This window comes from Curtobacterium sp. PhB146 (genome assembly GCF_004342995.1).
In the GTDB taxonomy this organism is placed as follows: Bacteria; Actinomycetota; Actinomycetes; order Actinomycetales; family Microbacteriaceae; genus Curtobacterium.
Window position 1 is genome coordinate 170,577 of the sequence record NZ_SMBN01000004.1, and the last position, 19,957, is coordinate 190,533.

The following is a 19,957-nucleotide window of genomic DNA, read 5'->3' on the forward strand; positions in this document are numbered from 1 at the left end:
CTCACCCGGATGGGGTGAATGTCCTCAACGCGCACGACGATCCCTCGCCTCAACCGCCCGCCGCACCTATCGTGAGCAACGCAAGCCTTTTCAGGGAAAGGCCTCCACATGCACACCTTCCAACAGACCAGGAGCAGCGGACAGCGCACCGGCACGGGGACGCCGGTCGGGTCGGACCCGACCACGACGGTCCCACCCACCGATGCGTTGGAGCGACCGCGGCTGCTCGACCACCTCCGACGGTTCCGCCGCTCCGACCGACGCCTGCTCACCATGTGGGCGCCGGGTGGTGCCGGCAAGTCCACCGCGCTCGCCGCGTGGGCGGAAGTCCTCTCGGCGGACGACGTCGTCGTGCGGTGGCTCGACGCGGACACACTGCTGCAGGAGGACCCTCCGCAGACCGTGCACGACGACACCGAGCAGTGGCTGTTCCTCGACGACGTCGACCGTCTGCTCGGCGGGCTCGGTGTCCCGCCGCTCATCCGACTCCTGCGCGCGTGCGGTCCCCGGACCCGCGTCGTCGTCGCCGGACGCTTCGAGCCGAGCGGGTTCGCCGCCGTCACGCAGGCGGCAGGCGGGCGGCTCGTCGTCCCGACGCAGGACCTCGCGTTCAGCGTCGAGGACACGCTGGCCCTCGCGCTCCGCTTCGACCTGGTGCTGCCGATCCAGGATGCCGAAACGCTCACCCACCGGACGGCGGGGTGGGCTGCGGGGCTCGCGCTGGCGATGCCGTACCTGCTCGAGCAGTCCGACCGCGGCGCAGCGGTCCGCCACTTCGGCGGCGACCAGCACCAGGTCGCCGACTACCTGGTGGCACGGGTCCTCGACACGCTCGACGACGACCACCGCGACGTACTGATGCGGACGGCCGTCGGGTCCGAGGTCCCGCTCGCCCTCGCCGTCGAGCTCACCGGGCGTGCCGACGTCGGCACGGTGCTGCAGCGGCTGAGCGCCCGGAACGTGCTCGTGACCACGAGTGCCGACCAGGACGGCTTCCGGTTCCACCCGATCCTCGCCGGCTTCATGCGCGCCGAGTTCCGTCGCCGCGACGAGTGCGGCGCGGTCCGCAACCACGTCGCGGCGGCCGGGTGGTACGAGTCCAGGGGCCTGCACGTCCTCGCGCTCGAACAGGCACTGCTCGCGCGCGACCAGTCGGCGGTGCGCGGGCAGCTGGAGCGGTCCGGCGGTGTCCTGCTCATGGAGGGCCGCGCGGCCATCGTGGCGACGGCTCTGCGAGCGCTCCCACCGAGCCAGGACTCACTGGCCACGCTCACGATCCGCATCGGCATGGACGCCCCGTCGTTCCCGGACCGCATCGGCACCGAGGAGCGGTTCGCCCAGGCCGCCGTGCAGCTCGCTGCCGCGACACCCGACGAGGCACGGGCCTGGCGGCCCGTGGTCGAGGCGCTCCGGTCGTTCACCGTCGAGGACCCCGACGACGCCTCGGCGCGGTTGCAGGAACTCGGCGCGTACCTGCGGCAGACGCCCGTCGAGTCGCTCGACGTCGCGCTGCTGCTCCGGGCTGCGGTCGCCTGGTGCCTCGTCGTCGCCGGCCGCCGCCGCGACGCCGACCAACTGCTCCGCTCGATCCAGGCGGCCGCTGCGCACGCCGGGTTCTCGTGGGTCTTCCTCATCGCCTGCGACACCGCCGCGACGCTCGCCGTCCGCACCGGCGACTGGCGGACGGCCTGCGAGTACGAGGCGCGGATGGGCGCACTGCCCTTCGACACCGCACCGCCCTACAACCGCGCGACCGCCCGCGCACTGCTGCTCGCGACGTCACGCGCCTACCTGCGCTGCGAACCGGTGTCGTTCACCTCGTTGCACCGCATCGACCAGGCCGACCCGACCGGCAGCGAGCTCGGGCTGCTCTTCCAGGTGCGCGCACTGCTCCTCGTCGCGGCGATCGACGCCTCGCCCGCCCCGCGGGAGGCCCTCGCCCGGCTCGTGCAGCTCGTCCGCTTCGACGGCCGTGACCACCCGCGGGTGGTCGCCGGGGCCGCGACGCGCCTGCACGCCTGGTCGAGCACGCTCCACGGCGCACCCGCAGCGGCCGAGGTCCGCCGCATCGTCGCCGACGTCCTCGGCACCGACTCCCTCGAGGTGAACACGCTCCGGCTGCTGGCCGGCGGGCGGACCGACCACCTCGTCGAACGCGACCTGGCCGCGGCGGTCGACGGCGACGACGCGGCGTGGTCCGGCACGAGCATCGTGAACGCCCACCTCGCCCTCGCCGAGCACGCGTGCACCCACGGCCGGCCCGCCGAGGCGGCCGAGCGGATCCGCCGCGCGCTCGCCGTGAGCGAGGAGTTCGGCTACGCCCGCGAGTTCCTCGCCTGCCGGGGTGCGGGCGCGCAGCTGGTGTTCCGGCACCACGGGTCGTACGGGGCGCTCGAACCGTACGCCGACCACGTCCTCGCGCTGGCGGAGCACGAGCGGATCGGCGTCGGGCTGGAACGTCCGGAGGCCACGGTCCCGCTGACCCCCAAGGAGCAGGAGCTGTTGCTCGAGCTTCCGGCGCACCAGACCGTCGCCGAGATCGCGGCGAAGCACCACCTCAGCGTGAACACGATCAAGACCCACCTGCGGAGCATCTACGGCAAGCTGTCCGCCGCGGGGCGCACCGAGGCGGTGCAGGCCGCTCGTCGGCGCGGCCTGCTCTGAGGCAGTCCGACCGGGGACCCGGCACGCTCGGGCCGGACCCCCGGCGTGCTGCGGACACGACGGAGACCTCACCCGGATCAGGGGAACCCCGCACCGGCCCCCGCGCGGGATGATCGTGGCTCCACGACGAGCAGGAGGCCGACGATGAGCCGCTACGAGGTCCGTCTTCCCTACGCGATGTCGGAGACCCTCGTCGCCGCGTTCCCGGAGTTCTCGCTGGTGCAGATCGGCCCCGGCGAGACGCTGCTCGTCGGCGACCTGTCCGACCAGACGCAGCTGCACGGGCTGCTTGCCCGGATCGCCGACCTCGGGCTCGACATCGCCGAGCTCCGGCAGCTGCGCTGACACCGGACGGGCGCACGCGGCCTCGGGGGCTTCGGCGCACTCAGCGGGCTCAGTGACCTCAGCGGCCGAGTTCGGCGACGGCCGCCCGGTTGCTCGGGAAGAAGCGACTGCCCCCGACCAGGTCGAAGTGCTCGAGGTCGGCCCGCGTCGCCGCCCGTGCTCGCGAGAAGCCGACCTCGACCCCGTTGGCGCGGGCCCAGTCGAGCGCCTCGCCGGCGACGTCCGCCGCGGTCGTGTCGATCCCGGTGACCGCGCTGCAGTCGAGCACCAGGGCGTGCACCGGGACAGCCTGGTCGTCAGGGGCGAGCACGGAGCGGACCGCCGATGCGAAGCGCTGGGCGTTGCCGAAGAAGAGCGGTCCGGAGAACCGGAGGACCACGACGCCGGGTGCCGACGAGACGCTGCCGTCTCGGGCAGCCCGGAACACGTCGACCGGGTCGCCGCTCGGCACCAGGACGTCGGCGGGCGGGTTCGCGGCGGACCGGATGACGTTGACGAGCGACAGGACGAAGGCGATCGCGATGCCGATGATCGGGCCGAGCAGCAGCACCCCGAGGAAGCAGACGGCGGCGACGGCGAACTCGAACCGTCGGAGCCGCCAGAGCCGGGCGAAGTCGCGGAGGCCCAGGAGCGGCACGACCGCGACGGCGACGATCGCGCCGATCGCCGGCGAGGGGATGTCCTGCAGCAGCGCGGTGCCGAAGCAGACGACGAGCAGGGTGAGCACCGCGGCGATCAGCGACGGCAGCTGGGTCCTGGACCCGCTCTGGTCCATGGCCGCCGTCCGCGAGGCCGACGAACCGACCGTGAACCCGCCGGTGAGGCCGGAGCCGAGGTTCGCTGCACCGAACGCCCAGAGGTCGCGGTTCGCCCGGTCCGTGTAGTCGTGCGCTTCGGCGTACCGGCGGGCCACGAGCAGCCCCTCGGCCATCGCGACGAGGGTCAGGGCGACGGCGCTCGGGATGACCTGGACCCACTGGTGCCACGAGATCTGCGGCCACGTCAGGGTCGGTGGTCCGGCGGGCACTTCGCCGAGCACGGCCACGCCGGCGTCGTCCAGCCGGAACACGATCAGGACGACGGTCGTCAGGACGAGCACGACGAGTGCCCACGGGATCGCTCGGAACCGACGGCCGATGACCAGCACGGCCACGGACCCGACGGACAGGCACACCGACCACACGTTGAGGTGTCCGAGCCCGGTGACGAGTTCCCCGAACCGCGGGAGGAACTCGTCACCGCTGTTCACCTTGACCCCGAGCATCTTCGCCACCTGGCTGAGCAGGATGTCGAGCGCGAGCCCGCCCACGAACCCGACCAGGATCGGCGCGGACAGGAAGTTCGCCAGGAACCCCAGCTTCAGGACGGCGCACAGGGCGAACACGACGGCGCCGACGAGTGCCTGCGCCAGTGCGAGCTGGACGTACGACGCGCTGCCCGTCGCCGCGAGCCCGGCGAGCGAGGATCCGACGAGCGCGGCCGCCGCGGCGTCGGGCGACGCCACCAGCTGTCGACTCGACGCGAGCAGGGCGAACAGCACCGCCGGCACGATCAGGGAGTACAGCCCGGCGGTCGGTGGCAGACCGGCGATCTGCGCGTACCCGATGTTCAGCGGGATGGCGATCGCTGCGAGGGTCACGCCGGAGAGGGCCTCCGTGCGCCACGAGTGACGGTCGAGCCCGGCCAGGATGCGCATCAGAACGCACCGAGGCCCTTGCCGATGGTCGTCACACCGATGACGAGCAGCAGGACCGCCATGATCGTGGCGTTGTTGGCGGTGAGCCAGTCGCGCAGCGCCCCGAGCGCTCCCTGCACCCGGGTGCGGGCGACCAGGTAGCCGACGACGGGGACGGCGATGCTCAGCGAGGCGAGGACGACGAACACGACGAGCGCCCAGACGACCGACCCGGTGTCCGCGCCGCTGGTACCGACGGTGACGCCGGCCGCCACGGCCATCATGAGGTTCTTCGGGTTGACGGCGGCGAGCAGGAAGGCCAGTCCGGCGGCGCGCACCGGTGTCATCGAGTCGATCGCGGACATCCACTTCGGGGGCGTCGCCGTGGTGCCAGGGGCCGGCCGTGCCCGCCACTGCCGCACGGCGAGCAGCACGAGCAGCACGCCGAGCACCAGCTTCACGGCACCGGCGACGGGTTGCGACGCGTCGGGGTCACCGGCCGGGATCAGGGACGACAGCAGGGTGACGACCACGACGGCCACCGCGATGCCGACGACCCAGCCGACCAGGAACGCCGTCGCGACCGACCTGGCGCGCGGCGCGAGCAGCATCAGGATCGCGGCGATGATCGGGATCGGGCTGATCGCGATGGTCACGGCCTGCGGCAGGAGCTCGCCGATGAGCGGAGCGGTGTTCACGGGGTGCCCTTCGTCGTCGTGGTGCCGCCGGGAGCGGTCGGTGCGCGGCGTTCCGTCCGCCCAGTGGGGGGCCCGAGGCCGGTCACGTCGCCGAGGACCGGGCGCATCCACCGCGCGTCCGGGTTCGCGTCGACCAGGACCGCGCGGACCAGCAGGGTCAGCGGGATGGCGAGGACGGCACCCATCGGCCCGAGCACGGCCGACCAGAAGACGACGGACAGGAACGCGATGGTCTGGTTGAGGGACACCGCCGACCCGACGATGTGCGGCTGCAGGCCGGACTGGATGACCCCGTTGATCACGGCGTAGACGACGATGACGACGATCGCGTTCTGCCAGCCGTTCGCGAGCAGGGCGAGGATCACCGGCGGGATGATGCCGATCCAGTACCCGATGTTCGGGATGAAGCCGGTGATGAAGGCCAGCAGGCCCCAGAGCGCCGCACCGGGGACCCCGAGCAGGACCAGCGCGAGGGCGTCGAGCGCGGAGACCGCGGCGCCGAGGACGGCCGTGACGACCATGTACCGGCGGACACTGACGGTGAACCCGGTGAGTGCTTCGACGAGCTGGGGGCGGACCGGCCGGAGCCGGTCGGCGATGAGTCGACCCCACCCTGCGTCGAGGGTCATGAAGACGATCAGCGCGAGGACGACGACCAGGCCGACGCCGAGGCCGAAGACGCTGCCGACCAGGTCCGACACCGCGCCGATGACGGTGCCGGGGCTCAGCCCCGCCAGCAGTCTCTGCACCTCCTGCTGCCCGACGCCGAGCGACGTCAACCACTGCCCGAGCTGGTCCTCCACCGCGTGCATCTGGTCGGCGTACTGCGGGAACAGCGTGGCGAACTGGGCCACCGAGACCACGAGCGCCAGCGAGAACCCCACCAGCAGGACCAGGATCACCACGATGACGACCGTCGAGGCGAGGCTCCGGGCGAGGCCGAGTCGTTCGAGGAACACCCGGGCCGGCTGGACGCAGATGGTGACGACGAGGGCGAGCGCCGTGGGAGCGATGATGCCGGCGAACCGGGAGCAGCCGACGGCGATGACGACCGCTGCGGCGAGACCGAGCATGATGCGCAGCCCGCGACCCGACCCGACAGTGGCTACCGGCGCGGCGTCGGGACCGACGTCGGGCCCGGCGTGGCTCGGCGTCGCCGGATCGGCGGGTCGGCGCGGTCGGTGCGATCGGCGCTTCCAGAGTGACATCGGGGCCTCGTCTCCCTCGCGGCCCCGGTCCCCGGATGCCGTGCTCGGACGCTAGTGCGCTGCGGAACCGACGGGATCGTCAGTTCCGGGTGAGACCCCGGCGTCGCCGCGAGCCCCCTCCGGACGCTGGAGGACCTCGAGCACGGCGACGAGGACGAGCGCGCCGACCAGTGTCCACACGACGAGCGCCGGTTCGAGCGGGCGGCCGAGCACGATGACGGTGCCCGCACCGAGCGCGATGAGGGCGCGGATGACGACCCTGCCCCGGTACAGCTGCACCCCGACCCGCCCGGTGCCGATGCCGAGGGCGTCGCCGCGGCGGCGGAGTGCCCCGGCACCGCGGACGGCGAGGTGCCGCAGACGTCGGGCTGTGTCGGACGAGCCGGCGAACCACGCGACGAGGGCCACGCACGCCGCAAGGACCGCGCCGGCCACGGCGGCGTGCGCGGCGAAGGCGACCACGGTGTCGTAGACGGCTCGAGCTGCGTTGCGTGGCATGAGGTCCGGCGCCAGCGCCCGCACCGCGAACACCCGTCCGATCCCGATCCCGGCGAGCGTGGCGAGCATGGCGAGGGCGACGCCGACCGCGGCGAGCGTGAGCGCCCGGGCCCGACGTCTGGCCATGACGACGCCGACGGCGATGCAGGCGACCAGGAGCCACGGCAGCCACACGGCGGACACCTGCAGCAGGGTGTACCCGGTCTGCGCCCGGACCGCCGCGTCGGACGTCGCGATGACGATGGTCCGGTCGACCGCGGGGATCCGTTCGGCGAAGGTGAGCCCCCGGTCGACGAGCCGCTCCTTGACCTCGGCGACCACCGGCCCGAGCTGGATGCCGATCGACCCGTCCGCCCCGATCGCGACCGCTGCCCGTCGGTCGCCGCTGAGCGACGCCACCATCTGGGTGTGCCCGGTGCGGAGCAGTTGCTTCCACAGGTCGGCGAACTGATCGGACGCCACGAACCGGTCCACGGTGCCGGAGACCAGGTCCTGGATGCCGGCGGTCGCCGGTGCCTCGAGCGCCGAGAGCGCGGTCTTGGCCCGGGGTGGCAGGTCCAGCCCGCGGATGCCGTCGAAGAGCGCTCCCGTCAGCCCGGCGACGTCCAGTTGGTCCTCGATCGCGCCGACCGTGCGGTCCGCGACCAGCGTCTGGACCGCCCGGTCGCGGGCGAGCGGCGCGAACGTCGCCACGAAGGCCTCGGTCGAGGTGACCTCGCGCTGTGCCCAGGTGGTGATCACCACCACCGGTGCGAGCAGCGCCCCGACGACGATCAGTGCGGCGGACGGGATCGCCCAGCCCCACCCGCGGCGGTGGACCGTCATGTCGTCGGAGTCCTGCCCGGCGAGCCGGATGCGCAGGCGCTCGTTCTCGGCGCGGAGTGCGGCGAGTTCGTCCTCGGTGGTGGTCATGGGCTGCGGTCCTTCCCGGGAGCGGCGAACGTCAGGAGATCAGGGCGGAGACGGCCTTCTGCAGCTGCAGCACACCGATGACCAGGATGAGCGCCGCGTTCAGCACGTTGGTGTGGCCGGCGATCCAGGTGCGCAGGCGCTCGAGGAGCGGTGCCGCAGCGTCCCCACGCGCGAGCACGAAGAACACCGGGACGGCGATCGGTGCGACCCCGACGGCGACGAAGGCGATCGCCACGGCGGCGCCCTGCCCGGCGGTCACCGGAGCGCCCGCGATGTCGATGCCGGCGATGATCGCGCACGAGGCGTCGACGGGGTTGACGGCGAAGATGCCGAACCCGAGTGCGAGGGACCGCGCCGGCGTGAACTCGCTGACCTTCTGCAGCCAGCCGGGCAGCTGTGGTGCGGCTGCCGCGACCTGCTCTGGCGTCGACGCCTCGGACATCTTCCGCAGGTCACGGCCGCCGCGCCGGAACACCCAGACCGCGGCGGCGATCAGCCCGAGTGCGATGACCAGCCGGACCACGGCCGTCCAGAGCGGGGTGTCGGTCCGGGGGTGGAAGTCGATCGCGGTGAACACCGCGACGGAGACCCCCACGACGACGACGGTGGCGAGCAACCAGCCGATGAAGAACGCGAGGCCGTTGGCGCGGTACCGCCGCGAGAGCAGCTCGGCCACCAGGGCCATGATCGCCAGTGGGCTGAGCAGGATCCCGAGCGCCGGCGCGATGAGTCCGACGATGAGCGCACCCATGAGCCCGGTCCTTCCACGGTGGGGGGGTGGCGACGCGCCGCCGACGTCAGGTGTCGGCGGCGCGTCGCCCGGGGCGCACGCTCAGCGCGCGCCGGTCATGTCGTGCGCGAGCTCGTGTTCGTCGTCTGCCGACAACGAGGTCTGCACGATGGTCCCGCCGAAGCGGGAGAGGGCTGCACCGAACTTGTCCTCGGTGATCTTCGTGGCGTAGATGACGACCGCGGAACGACCGTCCGCGACGGCGCTCTTCACCCGGTCGCGGAACTCGGCGTTCAGCCCGGTCTTGTCGAGCCCGGCGAACAGCGCGCCGAGCGCACCGCCGATCACCAGTCCGAAGAACGGCACGAAGAACAGGAGTCCGAGGAGGGTGCCGAACAGGGCACCTCCGGCGGCACCGGCCCCGACGTTGCCCGCCGGACCAGGGGTCTCGACGTGCGTCTTGCCCTTGTCGTCGACGCGGACGAGCGCGAGGCCGGACAGCTCGACGACGAGGTCGCTCTGTAGCTGCTGGACTTCCTCGTAGGCGGCGACGGCACTGGCGTCGTCGTCGAACGAGATCACGATGAGGTCTGCCATGATCGTTTCCTTCCGTTGGTGGTGGTCGTCACTCGGAGTAGCGGCTGACCCGGACGGGGCCGGCGCCGTCGAGGATGCGGTGGGCGGCGTCGACGGTGGCGCCGTCACCGTGCACGATGACGAGGTACCGGTCGGCCTTCAGGTCGTCCTCGTACTGCGGGATCTCGTCCTCGGGGACGGCCAGGCCGATGAGTGCGCCGAGACCCGCACCGATGCCGGCTCCGACGAGCGTGCTGGCCAGCCACCCGGCGGCAGCGACCCACCCGATGCCGGGGAGCCAGACGAACCCGAGCAGCAGCCAACCGGTGAGCGCGCCCCACAGGGCGCCCCATCCGCCGAACGTGCCGGCCTCGTTGCCGACCGGGATCCAGCCGTGCACCTTCTTGTCGTCCTTGACGCCCTTGCCGACGATCGAGACGACGTCGTCGCCGTACCCGGCGTCCTTGAGCGCCTTGGCGGCGCCGAGGGCCTCGTCACTCGTGGCGAAGACACCGACGGTCGAGTCGGTGGCGGTGGTCGTGGTGGCCATGGGGTTCCCTTTCCTGGTGGTTGTCGAACGGTCGTGCTGCAGGTGGTCGGTGTCCGTCACCCGCTGATGAGGCGCTGCTTGGCGGCGGCGAACTCGTCGTCGGACAGGAGGCCCTGCTGCCGGAGCCGGCCGAGTCGCTCGAGCTCGCTCAGCAGGTCGGGAGCGGCGGGGACGTCCGCCACGGAGCGTTCCGCTGCGGCGCGTTCCGCTGCCACCCGCTCCTCTGCGGCGCGGTCCTCCGCCGCACGCTCCTCGTGCCCGCGCACCGCACCGCCGACCGCCGACGCGGTCCCGGCCACGACCGCGGTCCGTGCAGCGAGCCCGAGCAGGCCGGGTCGGCCGAATCGTCGGAACGGCATGGTGTCTCCTAACCGATGTGCGCCGAGGCGGCGAGGTCGTTGAGTTCCGGTGCGGGGACGCGTGCGCTCCAGAGCAGCTGGCCCCCGCTGTCGGCGAACCGCTCCGCCAGGTCCTTGGCCCAGAGCTGCTCGATCACGACGATCGCGGCCGAGGTCCCGGGCGCGAGCGTGTCCGCGACCTGGTCGACGTCGTCGTTGGCGGCCAGGCCGCGGGCTTCGAGGGCGACCGAGCCGGACGTGCCGGTCCTGGTCACGTCGTCGACCTCGCGGACGTTGACGGTGCCGTCCTCGGCCCGGCTGATGAGCAGCAGGTCGAGGACCCGGACCGTCTCGGCGTCCGTCAGGTCGACGAGCGCGCCGAGCACGGCGTCGTCGGGCAGCTCGCCTCGGAACGAGACGACGAACACCTCGGCCGGGCCGTACGTGAAGGTGGTCACGGTGCCTCCCCTGTGGTCATGGCACCAGGTGTAGCCGCGGCGGAACCGGTCGGGCACCACCCTGAGCGGGTGATCTGGCATGCCTCCGCAGATCACCCGGGGCGGGTGATGCACCGCCGGCACCGGCCGTTGATCGTTGCGTCCATGAACCCCGTGACAGCACGACCCGCGGTGACACCGTGAGCATCGGCGGTGGGATCTTCCTGCTCGTCGTCGGCGCGATCATGGCGTTCGCGTTCGACTTCACGGTCGTCGGCATCGACATCCAGCTCATCGGCTACATCCTGATGGTCGCCGGCTTCCTGGTCCTCGTGTTGGGGATCGTCCTCCGGCTCCGCCCGCGCCGTGCCACGACGAGCGTCGTCACCGAGATCGACCCCGTGACCGGACAGCGTGTCGTCCGCCGGGTCGACGAGGACGACCGAGGGGTCTGACCGGCACCGTGCTCGCCGTGATCGGCCAGCTGCTGCCCCTCGCCATCGCCGGTGCGCTGAGCTCCGTCCCCATCGCCGCGGTGCTCACCCTGCTGCTCGGCGGGCGCGGCCTCGGTCCGGCCGTCCTGTTCGCCGTCGGCTCGGTGACCGGGGTCTTCGTCGTCACGGTCGCCGCGACGGCGCTGCTCGGCCGTGTCCTCGTCGTGGACCTGCCGGCGACGGCGTCACCGGGCCTCGGCCTGGGCGAGTGCCTGCTCGGGGTCGTCTCGGTCGTCGCCGCGGGGGTCGTGTTCCGGCGCCCCGCCGCAGCGGGACCGAGCCGGACGAGCGCACTCCTGACGGCGGCGGTCGGCACCGTCCGACCCGCCGTCGCGCTCGCCGTGGGCGCCGTGCTCGCGCTGCGTCCGAAGGCCCTGCTGCTGGCGTCCAGCGTCGGCATCGTGCTCGCCCCGGCTGAGCTGCCGGCGGTGCCGTCGACCGTCCTCGTCGGGGCGAGCACCCTGCTGATGACGGCCACGGTGACGGGGCCGATCGTCTTCGCGCTGGTCGGTGGGGAGCCGGCCCGCGCGGACCTGGAGCGGTTCCGCGCCTGGCTGCGGCACAACTCGCGCGCCGTGACCGTCGTCGTCCTCGTGCTCGTCGGCGCGGTCCTGGTCGGCGACGGCCTCGGACGGCTCTGACGCCCGACGGATGAGCCGGCGCGGAGCGGTCGACAACGACCGACCACCGACCGCCGACCGTCGACAACGACCGACCGCCGACCGCCGACCGCCGACCGGCGGCTGACGGAACGTCGGACCGCTACTCCCGCGCCGCCAGCGCCGTCTGCCGCGGCAGCTCCCCGAACTCCTGCCGGTAGCTCCCCGCGAACCGGCCCAGGTGCGCGAACCCCGTCGCCCGGGCGATCTCGGCGACGCTGCGGTCGTCACCGGCCTCGAGCTGCTCCCGGGCGAGCAGGAGCCGGATCCGACGCAGGTACATCGTCGGCGTGATGCCGTGGTGCCGCTGGAACGCCGCCTGCACCCCGCGGACACTCAGCCCCGCGGCCTCGGCGACGTCGTTGACGGTGATCTGCTCGGTCGCGTGGTCGAGCAGGAACGTCTCGGCACGGGCGAAGCGCGCGGTCGACGCCATCACCGGCTCGTGCTGCCCCACCGGCCAGTGCGGGATCGCGGTCAGCAAGCCGCCGGCCGCGAACCGGGCGAGCTCGCGCTCCCGCTCGAGCGGCACGTCCGTCGGACCCTGCAGGACCTCCTGCGCGACCGACCGGACCATGAGCCACCAGGCGGCGAGCGGCGCACCCTCTGGCACGTGTCGGGGACGGAACTCCAGCGGACCCGGCGCCCAGTCACCGCGTTCGGCGGCGACCTGCTCGACGATCGACCGGTCGATGCGCAGCACGTCGTGCTGGAAGTCCACCCACCGGAACCGCTGCGGGTCCTGTCGGTAGAGCACCGGGCGGCCGATCTGCACCGGGTTGTCGTCGACCTGCGCCGAACCGGCCTTCACCCAGACGATCATCATCGCCCGCCCGGGCTCGACCGCGCCGCTCAGGGCACCCGTGCACCGCGTCGACTCGAGGGAGAGCAGGGCGGTGCCCCGCACGCGCTCCTCGAAGACGAAGCCCTCTCCGGTCGCCTCGACGGTGAGTCCGTGGGTCACGTGGGTCACCGACAGTGCCTCGGCCGCGACCGACGGCTCGTCTGTCCTGATCTCCCGCTGCGTGCGGTGCATCATCTCGGGCACGTGATGATCCTCGCGACATGTCGGCATCCGCGCAACGCACGACGCGCCGGGGTTCCTGGACGACGACCAGCATCCGCGCGTTTGACTGATGCGACATGAAGTACATCCAGTACGACCGCTCCACGTTCCTGACGAGCGACGACGTCGCCGACGCCGTGATCGAGTACGCCGCGGCGCTCGCCGGCGGCAGTCGCGCGGACGCGATCGCGGTCCCGACGGTGGCGGAGGACGGCACGATGACGACCACGAAGATCCTCATCGGCCCGTCGAGCGAGATCGTCGTCGCCGACGCGGACGAGGACGAGCTCGAGGTCGAGAACGGTGAGTTCGTGGAACGCCTGCGTGCTGCAGCGCGGACGTTCGACCACCCTGAGACGATCCACGCCGACACCCGCTCGGACCTGACGGGCGACGGACCGGTCGCCTGACCGCAGCGCGGTCGGAGCGACACGCACCGCGCGCACAGCGCCCACCGCGCGCACCGTGCGCACCGCGCTCACCGCGCTCACCGCCCGAGGTCGGTCGGGAACCTGCTGGCGTCGACCGCCAGGACCGCCTCGGTCCGTCGGCTCAGCTCGGCCAGGAACGCCCCACTCTCGGGTTCCAGGTCGTCGTCCGGCGCCGGCTCCAGGGCGACTGCCACCGCTGGTGCGAGGAGCAGCTCCACCGTGCTGGCCGCACCGAAGTCGTCGGTCGTCGGGACCGACACGACGTCGCTCAACCGGCTCTGGTGCAGGGCGGCCGCGTACCGGATCACCGCGTCGGCGACCGTGTCACCGGTCAGGACCCGGACGGTCCCCGCGTAGTTGACGTACTTCATCGGTGCTCCCTCGTGACGAGGGGCATCCGCCGCGGTGACGGTTCCCTGATCCTGCTGGACAGTAGGCCGTGGTCCCCGCGAGCGTCACAGACACCGAGGCCGACGCCGACGCCGAGGGGTCTGTCCACTCCGCGCTGTCGCTCGGGATCCCGCTGGTAGCAACGAGGTGCGTGCCGCCTCCCGTGCGGCGCGGGAAGGAAGCGACTCTTGACCGAGATCACCGCCCACCACGGGCTCTTCAAGGACACGAACCTGCACGTCGACGACACCGGCGGCTCCGGCCGCACCGTCGTCCTGATCCACGGCTGGCCGCTGTCCGGCGAGTCCTGGAGCAAGCAGGTCCCGGCGTTCGTCGACGCCGGACACCGCGTCGTCACCTACGACCGTCGCGGCTTCGGTCGCAGCGACAAGCCGAAGACCGGCTACGACTACGACCACCTCACCGAGGACCTGCACACGATCCTCACCGAGCTCGACCTGCAGGACGTCACCCTCGTCGGCTTCTCGATGGGCGGCGGCGAGGTCGCCCGCTACTTCTCGAAGTACGGCACCGAGCGGCTGCACAGCGTCGTCTTCGCCTCGGCCGTGCCGCCGTACCTGCTGCAGACGTCGGACAACCCGGACGGCCCGCTGCCGAAGGAGCAGGCGGCCGAGATGACCGCGGGCCTGACGAAGGACGAGGACGCGTTCTACGACCAGTTCACGACCGACTTCTTCTCGGTGGACGGCACCCTGGTCGTCTCCGAGGAGGACCGGCAGCAGGCACTCACGCTCGCGAAGCAGGCGTCGAAGACCGCCGCGCTCGAGGCGATGGCGTCCTTCGCGAACACCGACTTCCGTGACGACCTGCCGAAGGTCACCGTGCCGACGCTCGTCATCCACGGTGACGGAGACGCGACCGTGCCGTTCGACGGCTCGGGTGCCCGCACGCACGCCGCGATCGCCGGCTCCGAGCTGCACGTCGTGGCCGGCGGCCCGCACGGCGTCAACGTCAGCCACCCGGACGAGTGGAACCGCGTGGTGCTGGCGTTCCTCGCGAAGTAGCGCGGAGACAGGGCGGACGGGAGGCCCGTGGCAGACCCGCCACCCCTCCCTCGCAGGCTCGGTCGGCGCGGCCCGCGTGCCGCTGGCGCGTCACGCTGATCGGCCCGCGCCCGTCCGCCCTGTGCGCAGGTCCAGGGCCCCACTCAGGCCGCGGGAGCCACCAGACCGGCGCGCCGGCGCAGGTCGAGCGCGGCCGCGACGAGCTCGCGGGTGCGCGGGTGCGCGCCCGCGTCGAACAGCCGCTCCGCGGGGCCCACGTCGACGACACGACCGCCGTCGAAGACCGCGATGCGGTCGGCGACCCGGCGCACGACGGCGAGGTCGTGCGAGATGAAAACACAGGTCGTGCCGGTGGTGCGCTGCAGGTCGAGCACCAGGTCGAGGATCCGCGCCTGCACCGAGACGTCGAGGGCCGACGTGGGTTCGTCGCACACCACCAGCGGCACCGGTCCGGCGAACGCCCGGGCGATGGCGACGCGCTGCTTCTGCCCGCCGGACAGCTGGGCCGGCCGGCGGTCGAGGACGTCGGCGGGCAGCCCGACCCGCGCCGCGAGCTGCTCGGCGGTGCCGTCGCCGTGCAGCAGCCGGATCGCCCGTCCGAGCACCTGTCGGACCGTCCGTCGCGGGTTGAGCGAGGCGTCCGCGTTCTGGAACACGACCTGCACGGGTGGGGTGCCGGTCGGCGTCCGGTCGCCGGCGTCCAGCGTGATCGTGCCGTCGTGTCGGACCAGTCCGGCGAGGGCTCGGCCGAAGGTCGTCTTGCCGGAGCCGGACTCCCCCACGACGCCCAGCACCTCACCGCGGCGCAGCTCGAGGTCGATGCCGTCGAGGGCGACGGCGCCGTCGTACTCCTTGCGGAGGCCCCTGATCGTCGCGAGGACGTCGTGCTGCGCGGTCTCGGCGGTCGTGCCCGTCGTTCCCGCCTTGCCCGTCGTTCCCGCCTTGCCCGCCGTTCCTGCCTTGCCCGTCGTGATGTCGGGAAGGGCGTCGACGAGCTGCTTCGTGTACGGCTCCGTGGGGTGGAGCAGCACCTGGGTCGCGGGGCCCTCCTCGACGAGCACCCCGTGGCGGAGCACCCCTACCCGGCCGCAGTGCGCCGCGACCAGCGGCAGGTTGTGGCTGATGAGCAGGGTCGCGAAGCCGATCTCGGTCCGGAGCTCGTCGATGAGCGCCATGATGCCCGCCTCGACCGTGCTGTCCAGGCCGGTGGTGGGTTCGTCGAGCACGAGCAGGCGCGGACGGGCCACCAGGGCCATGGCGATCGCGACGCGCTGCTGCTGACCGCCGGACAGCTCGTGCGGGTACCGGACCCCGATCGTCGTCGGCGAGGGCAGCCCGACCCGCGTGAACGCCTCGATCGTCGCGGTGTCCGCAGCCGCGCGGCCGGAGCCCGTGGCGCGCAGGACCTCGGCGACCTGGCGTCCGACCGTCATCGTCGGGTTGAGGGCGAGGCCGGGTTCCTGGTGGACGACCGCCACGACGTCGCGCCGGAACCGCCGGAGGCGCTCACCGCGCAGGGACGCGACGTCGACGCCGTCGACGACCAGCGCCGACGATCCGACGGCGGCGTCCGGGCCGAGCGACGCCGTCAGCGTGCCGGCGACGGTGCTCTTGCCGGAGCCGGACTCGCCCACGAGCCCGTACGAGCCACCGGGCTCGATCACGAAGGCGACGTCGTCGACCACCCGGGTGCCGCGGTACGACACGGTGAGCCCCTCGACGCGGACCAGTGCGTCGGTCGTGCCGGTGGTCCGGGGCTGCTCGCGCGTGCCGGTCTGCTCGGTCACTCGGAGACCTCCTTGAGGTTGTCGGCGATCAGGTTCGCGGACACGACGATCGACGCCACGGCGACACCCGGGAACACGACCGTCCACCACGCGGCCTGCAGGTAGGCGCGGTTCGCGTTGATGTCGAGCCCCCAGTCGGCGGCCGGTGGTTGCGAACCGAGCCCGAGGAACGACAGCGACGCGGTGATGAAGATCGCGGCACCGAGGCTCAGGACCGCCTGGATCACGAAGACCCCGATCACGTTCGGCAGCAACTCGGTGACCATCGCCCGGACGGCGCTCTCGCCCTGCAGCCGTGCGGCCTGGACGTAGGACTTGCCCATCTCGACGAGCACCGCGGCCCGGACGATCCGCGCGATGCCCGGCGCGAAGAGCACGCCGACGATGAGGACGAGCGCGGGCGTCGACACCCCGAACGCACCGACGAGCACGACCAGGAAGATCAGGCTGGGCAACGCGAGCAGCACGTCGAAGAACCGCATCAGGGCGGTGTCGACCCAGCCGCGGTGGTAGCCGGCGAGCAGGCCGAGGGTGCCGCCGACGACGGTCGCCAGCGCCGCGCCGAACGGGCCGATGACGAGCGCCGGCCGGGCCCCGGCGGCGACGCGGGCGAAGACGTCGCGGCCGAGCGAGTCGGTGCCGAACCAGTGCGCAGCGCTCGGCGCCTGCAGGAGCTCACCGGTGCGGGCGAAGGGCTGCAGGCCGAGCAGGTGCCAGCCCACGGCCAGGACGACCCACCAGAGCAGGATCGCCACGGAGACCAGGAACGTGGGACGCCGGAGGAGTCCGCGCCACCCGCGGCGGGTGACCCGTGCGGTGCCCGTGGTGGTCGACGCCGACGGCCGACCAGCGAGGGCGTCGGTCTCGACGGCGCCGGGGACGACGGCGGTCATGCGGTGGCCACCCGTTCGAAGCGGATCCGGGGATCGACCACCACGAACAGCAGGTCGGTGAGCAGGAGCGCGCCGAGCGAGAGCGCCCCGGCGAGCATCACCCCGCTCTCGAGCAGCAGGGCGTCCTTGCGCTCGGCGGCCGACACGAGCAGCGCGCCGAGGCCCGGGTAGGAGAACAGGGTCTCGACGATGACGCTGCCGCCGAGCAGGGTGCCGAGGTAGATGCCGAGCACCGAGAACGTCGGGATGAGCGCGTTGCGGACGACGTGCCGGCGGACGACCTCGCCGGTGGTCAGGCCCTTGAGCACGGCGGTGCGGTGGAACTGCGACCGGATCGTCTCGATCGTCCCCGCACGCACCATCCGGGTCAGGACGGCGAGGTACGCCAGGGCGAGCACCACGGCGGGCAGCGTGAGCACCCGGAGCCGCTCGCCGAACCCGGCGTCGAGCGCACCGGACGCCTGCACGGGCACCACCCGCAGCCAGACCGCGAAGACGAGCAGCAGCACGATCCCGACGACGAACTCCGGCACCGCCGAGATCGTCAGCAGCCCGACCGTGACGGCACGGTCGGAGCGGCGACCCTGCCGGTACGCCTGCACGGCACCGAGCGTGATCGCGACCGGCACCATGATGACGAACGCGTACGCGCCGAGCAGCAGGGAGTTGCCGAGACGACCGAGCACCAGGTCGCGGACCGGCTCGGAGTAGACGAAGCTCGTGCCCCAGTCCCCCGTGACGAACCCGCCGATCCAGTGCAGGTACCGGCTGACGAGGGACCCGTCGAGGCCGTGGTCGACGTTCCACGCGCGCACCTGCGCCGCCGTCGCGTACTGCCCGAGGGCGTTCCGGCCCGGGTCCCCCGGCACGACCTGGACGAGCCAGAACGTCAGGACGGAGACCACGACCAGGACGAGCGGGATCTGGACGACCCGTTGCCCGACCAGGGTCAGCAGACGACGGCGGCGCGCGGTGCTCATGACGCGGTGACCCCGATGCCCCGGAAGTCGAACCCGCCCGGGAAGTCCTGCCCCGACCGGAAGGTGCCCGTGACGCGCTTCTGCAGCAGGATGCTGCTCGACGCGAACGCGGGGACGATCACGGGCAGGTCGGTCCACTCGATCTCGGCGATCTGGTTCGCCAGGTCCTGCCGCTCCGACTCGTCGGTCGTCGACTCGTACCGGTCGGTCAGCTGCTCGAGCTCCGGGCTCGAGTACTTCGAGGCGTTCCAGACCGCGCCGTCGCGGTAGATCAGGTCGACGTACTGCGCGGGCAGGCGCTGCGCCCAGTTGGTGATCGTCACCGGGGCGTTCAGCCACGGGGTGTCGTCGCCGTCGGCGTAGTACTGCGCGCTCGTCAGCACCTTGAGGGTGACGTCGAACCCGCCGACCGCCTCGAGCTGCTGCTGCACCACCTGGGCGAGGGCCTTCTCGGCGTCGAGCGTCGTGATCTCGAAGGAGACCGTCCTGCCGCCGAGCAGGTCCGCGACCTCGGCCTTGTCCTGCTCGCGCTGCTCGAGTCCCTTCGGTCGGATCGCCGAACTCGGGAAGAACGTGGTGTCGTTGCCGACCTCGGCTGCGCCGCCGTAGACCGTCTTGACGATCTCCTCACGGTCGATCGCGAGGGCGAAGGCCTCACGGACCTTCGGGTCGTCGAAGGGCGCCTTGGTGACGTCGAGGAAGATGCCGTCGAACTTGTTGAAGTACGGCTCGGTCTCGGTGTAGTCCGAGGCCTGCAGCGTCGACGTCGCGGTGGGGCTGGCGGCGATCTGGTCGATCTCCCCGCTCTGGAACGCGAGCAGCTGGGCCTGGTCGTCGGCGTAGAACTTCACGTCGACCTGCTGCAGCTCCACGTCCTTCGCGTCCCAGTAGTCCGGGTTCTTCGTGAACGTGGCGCCCTGGCCGGCCGAGTACTTCGTCAGCACGAACTGTCCGGCGCCGACGGGCTGCTTGGCCCAGTTCGCGCCGGCGTCGAAGCCGGCCGGCTGGATGGTCGTGTTCGAGCCCGTGAGCAGGTACGGGAAGTCGGCGTACGGCTTGGCGAGCGTGAAGTCGATGGTCGAGGCACCGTCGGCGGCGACCGACTGCAGGATGCCGTCGAAGCTCGACTTGCCGGGCGACTGGCTGTCCTTGCCGATGATCGAGTCGAACGTCGCGACGACGTCCTTGCTCGTGAGCGCGGCACCGTCGGAGAACTGCAGGTCGTCGCGGAGCTGCACCGTCCAGGTGCGTCCGTCGGACGACGCCTTCCACGAGTCGGCCAGACGGCCCTCGAGCTTGCCCTTCGCGTCCTGGCTGAGCAGGCCCTCGGACGCCAACCCCACGATGAACATCGCGTTGTAGTCCGAGGTGGTGAGCGGGTTGATCGTGCTGTCGGGCTCCTGGAGTCCGAGCGTGTAGGTGCCGGTGTCCGAGGACGATCCGGGCGAGGCGTCGCCGCCGGACGAGCACGCGGCGAGCGTGAGGGCGAGGGCGGACGCGGTGGCCGCGAGGGCGAGGCGCTTGAGGCGACGCCGCCGCGACGTGAGGTCGACGGTCACGGATGACTCCTAGGGGTTCGGGTTGCAGGGGTGCGGTGCTGG

The 19,957-nt window shown here is 72.3% G+C and carries 21 protein-coding genes; 6 read left to right on the forward strand and 15 right to left on the reverse strand.

Going from position 1 to position 19,957, the window contains the following annotated elements; all coding sequences use genetic code 11:
* Positions 1–108 precede the first annotated feature (108 nt).
* Entirely contained in the window at positions 109–2,664 is a 2,556-nt protein-coding gene (locus EDF33_RS15630; protein WP_132100527.1) for a LuxR C-terminal-related transcriptional regulator, read from the forward strand.
* A 144-nt stretch (positions 2,665–2,808) separates the two neighbouring features.
* Positions 2,809–3,009: a hypothetical protein gene (locus tag EDF33_RS15635; RefSeq protein ID WP_123292622.1), complete on the forward strand. Its 201-nt coding sequence runs from the start codon at positions 2,809–2,811 to the stop codon at positions 3,007–3,009.
* Between the two features lie 58 nt (positions 3,010–3,067).
* On the opposite strand, the gene EDF33_RS15640 is transcribed toward EDF33_RS15635, so the two are convergent.
* The 9 genes from EDF33_RS15640 to EDF33_RS15680 all read right to left on the reverse strand — a co-directional run bounded on the left by EDF33_RS15640 (position 3,068) and on the right by EDF33_RS15680 (position 10,652).
* Positions 3,068–4,705, reverse strand: a complete 1,638-nt coding sequence (locus EDF33_RS15640) for a solute carrier family 23 protein (RefSeq protein WP_243692467.1) — start codon at positions 4,703–4,705, stop codon at positions 3,068–3,070.
* Positions 4,705–5,382, reverse strand: coding sequence for a GAP family protein (locus EDF33_RS15645; RefSeq protein ID WP_131878849.1), 678 nt, complete (start codon positions 5,380–5,382; stop codon positions 4,705–4,707). Before EDF33_RS15645 ends, EDF33_RS15640 begins: the two co-directional genes overlap by 1 nt.
* Positions 5,379–6,590: an AI-2E family transporter gene (locus EDF33_RS15650; protein ID WP_132100528.1), complete on the reverse strand. Its 1,212-nt coding sequence runs from the start codon at positions 6,588–6,590 to the stop codon at positions 5,379–5,381. The genes EDF33_RS15645 and EDF33_RS15650 overlap by 4 nt, the downstream gene beginning before the upstream one ends.
* 51 nt (positions 6,591–6,641) lie before the next feature.
* Entirely contained in the window at positions 6,642–8,000 is a 1,359-nt protein-coding gene (locus EDF33_RS15655) for a hypothetical protein (protein WP_132100529.1), read from the reverse strand.
* Between the two features lie 31 nt (positions 8,001–8,031).
* Positions 8,032–8,751: a GAP family protein gene (locus tag EDF33_RS15660; RefSeq protein ID WP_132100530.1), complete on the reverse strand. Its 720-nt coding sequence runs from the start codon at positions 8,749–8,751 to the stop codon at positions 8,032–8,034.
* An 81-nt stretch (positions 8,752–8,832) separates the two neighbouring features.
* Positions 8,833–9,327 carry a DUF1269 domain-containing protein gene (locus EDF33_RS15665; RefSeq protein ID WP_123292617.1) on the reverse strand — a complete coding sequence of 165 codons (495 nt, stop codon included), beginning with the start codon at positions 9,325–9,327 and terminating at the stop codon, positions 8,833–8,835.
* A gap of 28 nt (positions 9,328–9,355) precedes the next feature.
* Positions 9,356–9,856, reverse strand: a complete 501-nt coding sequence (locus EDF33_RS15670; protein WP_132100531.1) for a DUF1269 domain-containing protein — start codon at positions 9,854–9,856, stop codon at positions 9,356–9,358.
* A gap of 56 nt (positions 9,857–9,912) precedes the next feature.
* Positions 9,913–10,215 (reverse strand): SHOCT domain-containing protein, encoded by a 303-nt coding sequence (locus tag EDF33_RS15675; protein WP_132100532.1) that lies wholly within the window; start codon positions 10,213–10,215, stop codon positions 9,913–9,915.
* Positions 10,216–10,223: 8 nt separating this feature from the next.
* A complete protein-coding gene (locus EDF33_RS15680; RefSeq protein ID WP_131878859.1) occupies positions 10,224–10,652 on the reverse strand; it encodes a DUF6325 family protein in 429 nt (142 codons plus the stop codon).
* 179 nt (positions 10,653–10,831) lie between these two features.
* On the opposite strand from EDF33_RS15680, the gene EDF33_RS15685 reads away from it, so the two are divergent.
* Together EDF33_RS15685 and EDF33_RS15690 are read left to right on the forward strand one after the other, a co-directional pair.
* The gene (locus tag EDF33_RS15685) at positions 10,832–11,086 is read left to right on the forward strand and encodes a DUF6458 family protein (RefSeq protein ID WP_123340453.1); all 255 of its coding nucleotides are present in this window, start codon (positions 10,832–10,834) and stop codon (positions 11,084–11,086) included.
* 17 nt (positions 11,087–11,103) lie between these two features.
* Positions 11,104–11,766 carry a GAP family protein gene (locus EDF33_RS15690; RefSeq protein ID WP_165918840.1) on the forward strand — a complete coding sequence of 221 codons (663 nt, stop codon included), beginning with the start codon at positions 11,104–11,106 and terminating at the stop codon, positions 11,764–11,766.
* Positions 11,767–11,887: 121 nt separating this feature from the next.
* Here the strand turns inward: EDF33_RS15690 and EDF33_RS15695 are convergent, their stop codons facing one another.
* Complete coding sequence (locus EDF33_RS15695; RefSeq protein ID WP_243650021.1) at positions 11,888–12,823, reverse strand: AraC family transcriptional regulator; 936 nt, start codon at positions 12,821–12,823, stop codon at positions 11,888–11,890.
* 104 nt (positions 12,824–12,927) lie between these two features.
* Here EDF33_RS15695 and EDF33_RS15700 point away from each other — a divergent pair, with 104 nt between their 5' ends.
* On the forward strand, positions 12,928–13,260 hold the full coding sequence (locus tag EDF33_RS15700) for a hypothetical protein (protein ID WP_123292610.1): 333 nt from the start codon (positions 12,928–12,930) through the stop codon (positions 13,258–13,260).
* A gap of 77 nt (positions 13,261–13,337) precedes the next feature.
* Here EDF33_RS15700 and EDF33_RS15705 read toward each other — a convergent pair whose 3' ends face one another.
* Positions 13,338–13,652 (reverse strand): hypothetical protein, encoded by a 315-nt coding sequence (locus EDF33_RS15705; protein WP_123672695.1) that lies wholly within the window; start codon positions 13,650–13,652, stop codon positions 13,338–13,340.
* A gap of 207 nt (positions 13,653–13,859) precedes the next feature.
* Here EDF33_RS15705 and EDF33_RS15710 point away from each other — a divergent pair, with 207 nt between their 5' ends.
* On the forward strand, positions 13,860–14,696 hold the full coding sequence (locus EDF33_RS15710) for an alpha/beta hydrolase (protein WP_123938231.1): 837 nt from the start codon (positions 13,860–13,862) through the stop codon (positions 14,694–14,696).
* A gap of 143 nt (positions 14,697–14,839) precedes the next feature.
* On the opposite strand, the gene EDF33_RS15715 is transcribed toward EDF33_RS15710, so the two are convergent.
* From EDF33_RS15715 to EDF33_RS15730, 4 genes are read right to left on the reverse strand one after another with little or no spacing between them, the layout of a single operon-like run.
* Positions 14,840–16,483 carry an ABC transporter ATP-binding protein gene (locus EDF33_RS15715; protein WP_165918841.1) on the reverse strand — a complete coding sequence of 548 codons (1,644 nt, stop codon included), beginning with the start codon at positions 16,481–16,483 and terminating at the stop codon, positions 14,840–14,842.
* A complete protein-coding gene (locus EDF33_RS15720) occupies positions 16,480–17,376 on the reverse strand; it encodes an ABC transporter permease (RefSeq protein ID WP_123938233.1) in 897 nt (298 codons plus the stop codon). The genes EDF33_RS15715 and EDF33_RS15720 overlap by 4 nt, the downstream gene beginning before the upstream one ends.
* Positions 17,373–18,356, reverse strand: coding sequence for an ABC transporter permease (locus tag EDF33_RS15725; RefSeq protein ID WP_132100535.1), 984 nt, complete (start codon positions 18,354–18,356; stop codon positions 17,373–17,375). The genes EDF33_RS15720 and EDF33_RS15725 overlap by 4 nt, the downstream gene beginning before the upstream one ends.
* Positions 18,353–19,915: an ABC transporter substrate-binding protein gene (locus tag EDF33_RS15730; protein WP_131878871.1), complete on the reverse strand. Its 1,563-nt coding sequence runs from the start codon at positions 19,913–19,915 to the stop codon at positions 18,353–18,355. The genes EDF33_RS15725 and EDF33_RS15730 overlap by 4 nt, the downstream gene beginning before the upstream one ends.
* Between the last annotated feature and the right edge of the window lie 42 nt (positions 19,916–19,957).

Coding starts and splice junctions, on each gene's coding strand:
- EDF33_RS15630 (WP_132100527.1), top strand. CDS start 109: ATGCACACCTTCCAACAGACCAGGAGCAGCGGACAGCGCACCGGCACG.
- EDF33_RS15635 (WP_123292622.1), top strand. CDS start 2,809: ATGAGCCGCTACGAGGTCCGTCTTCCCTACGCGATGTCGGAGACCCTC.
- EDF33_RS15640 (WP_243692467.1), bottom strand. CDS start 4,705: ATGCGCATCCTGGCCGGGCTCGACCGTCACTCGTGGCGCACGGAGGCC.
- EDF33_RS15650 (WP_132100528.1), bottom strand. CDS start 6,590: ATGTCACTCTGGAAGCGCCGATCGCACCGACCGCGCCGACCCGCCGAT.
- EDF33_RS15655 (WP_132100529.1), bottom strand. CDS start 8,000: ATGACCACCACCGAGGACGAACTCGCCGCACTCCGCGCCGAGAACGAG.
- EDF33_RS15660 (WP_132100530.1), bottom strand. CDS start 8,751: ATGGGTGCGCTCATCGTCGGACTCATCGCGCCGGCGCTCGGGATCCTG.
- EDF33_RS15665 (WP_123292617.1), bottom strand. CDS start 9,327: ATGGCAGACCTCATCGTGATCTCGTTCGACGACGACGCCAGTGCCGTC.
- EDF33_RS15670 (WP_132100531.1), bottom strand. CDS start 9,856: ATGGCCACCACGACCACCGCCACCGACTCGACCGTCGGTGTCTTCGCC.
- EDF33_RS15675 (WP_132100532.1), bottom strand. CDS start 10,215: ATGCCGTTCCGACGATTCGGCCGACCCGGCCTGCTCGGGCTCGCTGCA.
- EDF33_RS15695 (WP_243650021.1), bottom strand. CDS start 12,823: ATGATGCACCGCACGCAGCGGGAGATCAGGACAGACGAGCCGTCGGTC.
- EDF33_RS15700 (WP_123292610.1), top strand. CDS start 12,928: ATGAAGTACATCCAGTACGACCGCTCCACGTTCCTGACGAGCGACGAC.
- EDF33_RS15705 (WP_123672695.1), bottom strand. CDS start 13,652: ATGAAGTACGTCAACTACGCGGGGACCGTCCGGGTCCTGACCGGTGAC.
- EDF33_RS15720 (WP_123938233.1), bottom strand. CDS start 17,376: ATGACCGCCGTCGTCCCCGGCGCCGTCGAGACCGACGCCCTCGCTGGT.
- EDF33_RS15725 (WP_132100535.1), bottom strand. CDS start 18,356: ATGAGCACCGCGCGCCGCCGTCGTCTGCTGACCCTGGTCGGGCAACGG.